Annotated in this window: 7 protein-coding genes, 4 tRNA genes and 1 rRNA gene; 8 read left to right on the forward strand and 4 right to left on the reverse strand. The window is 44.7% G+C overall.

Going from position 1 to position 7,136, the window contains the following annotated elements:
- Positions 1 to 88 precede the first annotated feature (88 nt).
- Positions 89 to 204: ribosomal RNA gene (gene rrf / locus L4D06_RS25180) — 5S ribosomal RNA — on the forward strand.
- Between the two features lie 426 nt (positions 205 to 630).
- On the opposite strand, the gene L4D06_RS25185 is transcribed toward rrf, so the two are convergent.
- From L4D06_RS25185 to L4D06_RS25195, 3 genes are all read right to left on the reverse strand, one after another.
- Positions 631 to 1,251, reverse strand: coding sequence for an isochorismatase family protein (locus tag L4D06_RS25185; RefSeq protein WP_429742214.1), 621 nt, complete (start codon positions 1,249 to 1,251; stop codon positions 631 to 633).
- A gap of 10 nt (positions 1,252 to 1,261) precedes the next feature.
- The gene (gene pssA, locus L4D06_RS25190) at positions 1,262 to 2,611 is read right to left on the reverse strand and encodes a CDP-diacylglycerol--serine O-phosphatidyltransferase (RefSeq protein ID WP_274167102.1); all 1,350 of its coding nucleotides are present in this window, start codon (positions 2,609 to 2,611) and stop codon (positions 1,262 to 1,264) included.
- 117 nt (positions 2,612 to 2,728) lie between these two features.
- Positions 2,729 to 3,157: a GNAT family N-acetyltransferase gene (locus L4D06_RS25195; RefSeq protein ID WP_429742216.1), complete on the reverse strand. Its 429-nt coding sequence runs from the start codon at positions 3,155 to 3,157 to the stop codon at positions 2,729 to 2,731.
- A gap of 81 nt (positions 3,158 to 3,238) precedes the next feature.
- Between L4D06_RS25195 and murB the strand changes: the two genes are divergently transcribed.
- Positions 3,239 to 4,279: a UDP-N-acetylmuramate dehydrogenase gene (gene murB / locus L4D06_RS25200; RefSeq protein ID WP_429742218.1), complete on the forward strand. Its 1,041-nt coding sequence runs from the start codon at positions 3,239 to 3,241 to the stop codon at positions 4,277 to 4,279.
- Complete coding sequence (birA, locus tag L4D06_RS25205; protein ID WP_274167099.1) at positions 4,267 to 5,235, forward strand: bifunctional biotin--[acetyl-CoA-carboxylase] ligase/biotin operon repressor BirA; 969 nt, start codon at positions 4,267 to 4,269, stop codon at positions 5,233 to 5,235. Before murB ends, birA begins: the two co-directional genes overlap by 13 nt.
- A 6-nt stretch (positions 5,236 to 5,241) precedes the next feature.
- Here the strand turns inward: birA and coaA are convergent, their stop codons facing one another.
- Positions 5,242 to 6,177: a type I pantothenate kinase gene (coaA, locus tag L4D06_RS25210; RefSeq protein ID WP_274167098.1), complete on the reverse strand. Its 936-nt coding sequence runs from the start codon at positions 6,175 to 6,177 to the stop codon at positions 5,242 to 5,244.
- Positions 6,178 to 6,387: 210 nt separating this feature from the next.
- Here coaA and L4D06_RS25215 point away from each other — a divergent pair.
- The 5 genes from L4D06_RS25215 to L4D06_RS25235 form a co-directional block, all read left to right on the forward strand.
- Positions 6,388 to 6,463 (forward strand) — tRNA-Thr (locus tag L4D06_RS25215).
- Between the two features lie 22 nt (positions 6,464 to 6,485).
- Positions 6,486 to 6,570: transfer RNA gene (locus L4D06_RS25220), tRNA-Tyr, on the forward strand.
- A gap of 39 nt (positions 6,571 to 6,609) precedes the next feature.
- Positions 6,610 to 6,684 (forward strand) — tRNA-Gly (locus L4D06_RS25225).
- A 10-nt stretch (positions 6,685 to 6,694) separates the two neighbouring features.
- A tRNA-Thr gene (locus L4D06_RS25230) sits at positions 6,695 to 6,770 on the forward strand.
- Between the two features lie 108 nt (positions 6,771 to 6,878).
- Positions 6,879 to 7,136: GTP-binding protein (locus L4D06_RS25235; protein ID WP_429742221.1), on the forward strand; the 258-nt coding region annotated here is incomplete at its 3' end.

Genomic DNA, 7,136 nt, shown 5'->3' on the forward strand with positions numbered 1-7,136 from the left:
GTAAGAACATTGAATGTGTAAGAGAAGCTAGTCAGACATTTTCCCAGATTTTCGTTTTTCGCTTAGGCGGGAAACACAACAAAATTTGCTTGGCGACCATAGCGTTATGGACCCACCTGACTCCATGCCGAACTCAGTAGTGAAACGTAACAGCGCCGATGGTAGTGTGGGGTCTCCCCATGTGAGAGTAGGACATCGCCAGGCTTCAAATTCGTTTTCATCTTTTAAGAAAAGATGAAGGAAAAAAGTTAGAAAAGCCCTGACCTTACGGTCAGGGCTTTTTTGCGTCTGCATGTGTTGATAAGTTTTTATTAAATAGCCGCCAGCTCACGGCATTTGTGTTCTGCAAAAAGTGGTTTCTAATAGGCCATACGCAGCCACGTCAGCCAATATATGAATTCTTACTGAGTTATTAACAACAGCTTTGATACTTCTTTGAATTACACACCAAGCATGTATCTATTTTACGTGAACGAGACCTAAGCTAAATTGAGTCGTCGAGTGTACTAGGCTCGGTGTCGAGATGTTATGGGGAATCAGATCAGAATCTTCAGCTCTAAAACATCAACCTCTAGATACAAAAAAGCACCGCTAAATGCAGTGCTTTGCGTTGGTGATATAGAGCAATGCCTATGCTTGGAATTCTGCTAATGAATCAATAACGTTGATGCCAACTTCTATCATCTCTTTGCATGCTGCGACTGTAGTATCGTGTGCAATACCACGGCAAGCTTCTAAGTTTACCCAAACATCAAACTGACCATGCTGCTTTAGCTGCAGGGCTGTTGTTTTTACACAATAATCCGTTGCTAGCCCACCGACTAAAACTACCTTAACTTGTTTAGCGGTAAGCCACTCGATCAGTCCTGTACTGAGCTTTTCCTGGATATCATGAAAACAAGCACCATAGGGGTGTAAGTCTGGCTCTATGCCTTTCCAGATAACATGGTCATACTCAGTGATGCTAGGGAGATCAGGAATGACTTTAAAGCCTTCAGTGCCAGGTACCGCATGTGATACCCAAGTCAAATCAGCATTGGCATGCTTTAAGGGCTTCAACATTTTATCATGTGTGTCGACTACCCAAACCGCATTGGCAGGATGGGCATCTTTGGTCAAGACACGAAGCTGAGCATGTTTTGCTTGATGGTTGAGCGCCTGACCAATGAGGTGACCTTCATGTACCGGTAGCTCGCTAGGGCATAATGGGGTAAATGTTTTCTGCGGGTCGACGTCGATTGATGCGATCACCATTGTCTCCTTACAGGATCTGATTGAGCAAATGATCTGCCCTGATCCGCTTGATCCGCTTCAGAAGTTTCCTTACTTGAGGGGGGTAGACTTCGAGCTTTTCGATTTGTTTGTAACTACCAATAAGTTGTGTGTGTTCGAGGATCTTATCGATCTCTCGCTGTGCTTCATTTTCAAGCAATCTATGTTTGTCGTGAAGTAATATCGCATTCTCTAGATCGAGTTTCCATGCTCGAGGGTTGAGATTGTTTCCAGTGAGCAACATGTAGCTGCGGTCTACCCAAATACCTTTCAAATGGAAACTGTTATTATCGTGTTTCCAAAGGTGAATCTTTAGCTGACGTTTGGCAATTGCAGCTTCATTTCGACGCGCGAAGTTACGTAGATTGATTTCGTAAAGATAAGGCAATCCAGAGATCGTTTTAAACGGTTCTTCGGGTGGGATGTAGAAATCATTTGCTGTTTTATCACCTACGATAATGGTGATGTTAACACCACGACGAAGCGCTCGACGGATTTCTCGCATCACACTTCGAGGGGGATTAAAGTAGGGAGTACAAATTGTGAGATCTTCATGTGCGCTTGCAATTAGTCTGCAGATTTGAGTATTGAGGAAATTTTTTCGTTTTCCTAACCCTACCATCGGTGTTAAGCCAACTTGATCTTCATTGATATGCTGCGAAATGAACGTGTAGCTCGCGCTTTGTAGTCGAGCTCGTAAACTACGAATTGCGGGTTTTAGTGCTTTGGTCTCAGGACGACTTGGTTGCGATAGGCAGTTGACTGCATCACTAGCAACCAATGTGTTTGATATGAAGTTCGCCATGCTGTCAGCAAGCGCTTTGCTGTGAATGACATGATAGCGATCATAGCGATATCGGTCATGTTGAGCCAAGTAAACATCGTTAAGGCTAGCACCGCTATAAATGACGGTTTCATCAATGATGAAACCTTTCAAATGCAGTACCCCGAATACTTCTCGGTTTCTTACAGGCACACCTAAGATGTCAACTTTATGGGCGTACTTCTCTGAATATTCGCGATAAAGCCCTGCATTGCCATCAGACTTCTCAGCACCAATTAAGCCACGTTGAGCACGGTGCCAATCGACTAGTACTTTGACATCTAGTCTCGGGTTCTTTTGCTTTGCTTCATAGAGCGCATCAAGGATCGACCGTCCTGCTTCATCGTCTTGAAGATATAGAGCGACCAAATAAATGCGAGATTTAGCCTGTGCAATTTCGTGCAATAAGCGCTCTCTAAAAGATGCGGCGTCAAGTAGCGTTTCAAGCTGGTCAGGACGATGTGCAATTTTTGGTAGCTGATCGATCAACTGCTTATTTGCAGTAGCTGAATCCATTGTTGCCTCATTAACTTCGACTGATGGTCGTATTTATGCAAATCAAACCCTGAATTATACCAGAAAATACGCGATTTCCAGTGTTCTGGATGTGTCTGTTATCTCGAATTGATACTGTTACTTAGCTAAATACCGCATTGGTACGAGATCTTTGCCACTGTTACAGTAACTGATATAGCGACCTTTAAGTTCTTCGGGTAAAGCATCGGCATCAATGACTTCAAATGCAGCGTTTTCATAAAGTGCGACGAGATAGCGGTAGGCGAGACAATAACAGCGTTTGTCTTTCGTTTGTTTTTCGACGGCATGAAGAAATGCTATTCCCAGCTTTTGTCTCCTAACGTCAGGGTGGATAAGCATTCCAGTCAGAAGTTGAAAGCCCTCGAATTGGCGAAAACGTACTGTACCAATGAGGCCTTCCGATCCTTCCATTGTCCAAATGACTTCGTCTTTTTTTGGCTTCCCTGCAGGGTAGTGGTCTTTGTAAAAGCGTGCAATTAGTGGGAAACGTAAAGTATCTAACGGAAGATATCTATAGTCGGACATGGTTATCAAATCACTGCGATCTTTAGGCTAATGCGTTAGTATACACGGCAATTAATCATTGCAAATGAAACCGCGAGCCGAATGAAAACACTCACTAGCACATCGCTCAAGCCTTACCATACGTTCGGTTTAGAACTAAATGCAAAAAAAATTGTTGAAGCGAATACTGTCGAGGATTTCTTACTGGTGTGGGCGCAGAAACCCTCTGAGCCAAAACTTATTGTGGGTGAAGGGAGTAACTTACTCTTTTGCGAAGATTTTGACGGCACTGTTATTTTGAATCGCTTAAAGGGTATTACAGTTAGAGAAACCAAAACTGAATGGTTTTTGCATGTTGCTGGCGGAGAGAATTGGCACGACTTAGTCACGTGGACTGTCGAAAACCATATGCCGGGTCTTGAGAATCTAGCGCTGATCCCTGGGCTTGTTGGTTCCGCACCGATTCAAAATATTGGCGCGTATGGTGTCGAGCTGAAAGCTCACTGTGACTACGTTGATGTCTTGATGCTAGACGGCGGACATACTGATAGATTGTCTGCTTTAGAGTGCGAATTTGGATATCGTGACTCTGTGTTTAAGCGTCAACTTAAAGACAAAGCTATTGTAACTGGGGTTGGTTTCAGGCTGCCTAAGCAATGGCAACCTGTTTTAGGATATGGGGCGCTGAGTCAATTGCAGGACAAAGAAAACCTGACTGCAAAAGATGTCTACGACATGGTTTGTGAAATTCGCCGTGAGAAGCTTCCTGATCCTAAAAAGATAGGCAACGCAGGGAGTTTCTTTAAGAACCCTGCTGTGACCAAATGCCTCGCTGACCGCTTACTTGCTGCTCACCCAAATATGCCGTGCTTTTATGTGAACGATGCGGAAGTAAAATTAGCTGCGGGCTGGTTGATAGACCAATGTGGATTGAAAGGGTATCGCGTTGGCGGTGCTGCGGTACATAACCAGCAGGCGCTGGTACTGACGAATGCTGATAAGGCAACGTCAAAAGACGTGGTCACGTTAGCTCGACAGGTTGTAGATACTGTTCATCGCCAATTTGGCGTCAACCTTGAACATGAAGTTCGTTTTATGGGGCGCAATGCAGAAACGGATTTGGAGGCAGCATGCCAGCGATAGACAACACACCACGTTTAGCCCTTATACGAACTTTAGCGGATGGTCATTTTCATTCTGGTGAAAAGCTTGGTCAAGAGTTGGGGATGAGCCGAGCGGCGATTAGCAAGCACATCAAAGTGCTTCAACAATGGGGGCTGGACGTCTATCGCGTCCAAGGAAAAGGCTATTGCCTACCATCGCCCCTCGACTTGCTTGAAGAACAAAAACTAAAGGATGTACTCGACGCCCCTGCCTTTTCGCTTATCCCTGTTATTGGCTCAACAAATCAATACTTGATGGACCGTGTTGGTCAATTAGTCTCAGGTACAGCCTGCTTAGCTGAATATCAACAAAGCGGCCGTGGTCGTCGTGGACGTGTTTGGTTCTCGCCATTTGGTGCGAACTTGTATCTATCCATGTATTGGCGTCTCGATGCAGGAATGGCCGCAGCAATGGGGTTGAGTTTGGTTGTTGGTGTGTCTATGGCTGAAACATTGGCAAAACTCGGAGCCAAAGATGTGAAGGTCAAGTGGCCTAACGACCTTTATTGGAATGATAGAAAGCTGGCAGGTATTTTGGTAGAAATGACGGGTCAAGCAGGAGATGCAGCACACTTAGTTATTGGTATGGGGCTTAACGTTGCCATGTCAGAAACTGTCGATGCGGTTGATCAAAACTGGGCCAATTTGAAAGATACTTGTCATGCATTACCTGATAAGAACACATTGGCTGCTGCACTCATCAATGGGGTTATGGATTCACTCAGACAGTATGAAGAGACAGGGATGGCTGGCTTTGTCGCTAAATGGGACAAATGGGATAACTTCAAGGGACGATCGGTGAAATTGCTACTGGGAGAGCGAATTGTTGAAGGTATTGCACGTGGTATTAATGAGCAAGGGGCGCTGCTATTGGAAACTGAGTCCGGCATTGCCCCTTATCTTGGTGGCGAGATAAGTCTTCGCGCCAACGATTAGTATTAACTACTTCCGTACCATCACAGTTTGAACTGCGTGGTTTGTTCCCTTTTGTAATATCAGGCCCGCACGTTCTCTGGTTGGAAGAATGTTTTCGACTAAATTCTGTCCGTTTATCTCCTCCCAAATGTCAGACGCAGTTCTCATTGCTTTCTCTTCTGAGAGGGCAGTGTAGTGATGGAAGTAGGAGGACGGGTTTTGAAACGCCCCTTGCCTAAACGCCATAAACCGCTCGATATACCACGTTTTGAGCAAAGAACACTCAGCATCGACGTAAATCGAAAAATCGAGAAAGTCTGAAATAAATACGCGATGAGGGTCGTGAGGATAATCCATACCACTTTGCAGTACATTTAAACCTTCTACGATGAGAATGTCAGGCTGTTCAACCACCTTGATATCTTTGGTGATGTCATAAACCAAATGCGAATATACAGGTGCTTCTACACAGGGCTTTCCAGATTTCACATCAGAGACAAACTGAACCAACTTTCGAATATCATAAGATAGTGGAAAGCCTTTCTTTTTCATCAGGTTGCGTTCTTTGAGAGTGTCATTAGGATGTAGGAAACCATCAGTAGTGATTAACTCAACTTTCGGGTGCTCTGGCCAGCGTTCAAGAAGTGCTTTTAATAAGCGAGCAGTGGTACTTTTCCCCACGGCCACACTACCAGCTATTCCAATAATATATGGAACAGTATTTCCTTTTTGATCAAGGAAATGCTCTAGGACCTGCGTGCGCCCTTTACGTGCTTTAACGTACAGATTCAGAAGGCGAGAAAGAGGCAGGTAAATGTCTCGCACTTCATTCATGGTCAAGTGTTCGTTAATACCACGAAGCTTTTCGAGGTCGTCCTCATCCAGCGTCATAGGCACAGAATCACGAAGTTCTGACCATTGTTGGCGATTAAAAGACAAATAAGGCGTTAATAGATCGCTCATACTAAAAATGAATCTGTTTCGAGTAAGGACAGCGACAATACATTATCCCCAGTGATAGTGAAAGTGAGATACTGAGTTTAGCTAATGCTATCTCGCTAAATAAAGGCGTAAATTGGCGATTTTATACGCCATAAGAATAGATTTAATGGAAAAATTTAAATTAGCTATTGCAACCCCAAAAATCATTGCATAGAATGCGCAGCACTTGTCGCCGGCTTAGCTCAGTTGGTAGAGCAACTGACTTGTAATCAGTAGGTCGCCAGTTCGATTCCGGCAGCCGGCACCATTAAGACAAAACAAAACAATTTGGTGGGATTCCCGAGTGGCCAAAGGGATCAGACTGTAAATCTGACGGCTCAGCCTTCGAAGGTTCGAATCCTTCTCCCACCACCATATTTCAAATAGTTTGAATAGCTCTACGAGAAACTGAAAGCGGGCATCGTATAATGGCTATTACCTCAGCCTTCCAAGCTGATGATGCGGGTTCGATTCCCGCTGCCCGCTCCAATTCTAAAGTGCTGATATAGCTCAGTTGGTAGAGTGCACCCTTGGTAAGGGTGAGGTCCCCAGTTCGAATCTGGGTATCAGCACCATCTTTCTCTTACAAGTTACTCAAGCCATTTGATTTATACTCAACATAAATCCATTTGTTGTATGCGTGGTCGTTAAGCCACCAAAATACCGTGCTTAGAGGGACTGTCATGTCTAAAGAAAAATTTGAACGTACGAAACCGCACGTTAACGTTGGTACTATCGGCCACGTTGACCACGGTAAAACCACTCTAACTGCAGCAATCTGTACTGTACTTTCTAAAGTATACGGCGGTTCTGCACGTGACTTCGCATCTATCGATAACGCTCCAGAAGAGCGCGAGCGCGGTATCACTATCTCTACGTCACACGTAGAATACGATACTCCTGCCCGTCACTACGCACACGTAGACTGCCCAGGACACGCG

Source organism: Enterovibrio makurazakiensis (assembly GCF_050336585.1).
Taxonomy (GTDB): Bacteria; Pseudomonadota; Gammaproteobacteria; order Enterobacterales; family Vibrionaceae; genus Enterovibrio; species Enterovibrio gelatinilyticus.

What these genes read in the sequence shown, in the direction of transcription:
- pssA (WP_274167102.1), bottom strand. Translation starts at nt 2,611, where the DNA reads ATGGATTCAGCTACTGCAAATAAGCAGTTGATCGATCAGCTACCAAAA.
- murB (WP_429742218.1), top strand. Translation starts at nt 3,239, where the DNA reads ATGAAAACACTCACTAGCACATCGCTCAAGCCTTACCATACGTTCGGT.
- coaA (WP_274167098.1), bottom strand. Translation starts at nt 6,177, where the DNA reads ATGAGCGATCTATTAACGCCTTATTTGTCTTTTAATCGCCAACAATGG.
- L4D06_RS25195 (WP_429742216.1), bottom strand. Translation starts at nt 3,157, where the DNA reads ATGTCCGACTATAGATATCTTCCGTTAGATACTTTACGTTTCCCACTA.
- birA (WP_274167099.1), top strand. Translation starts at nt 4,267, where the DNA reads ATGCCAGCGATAGACAACACACCACGTTTAGCCCTTATACGAACTTTA.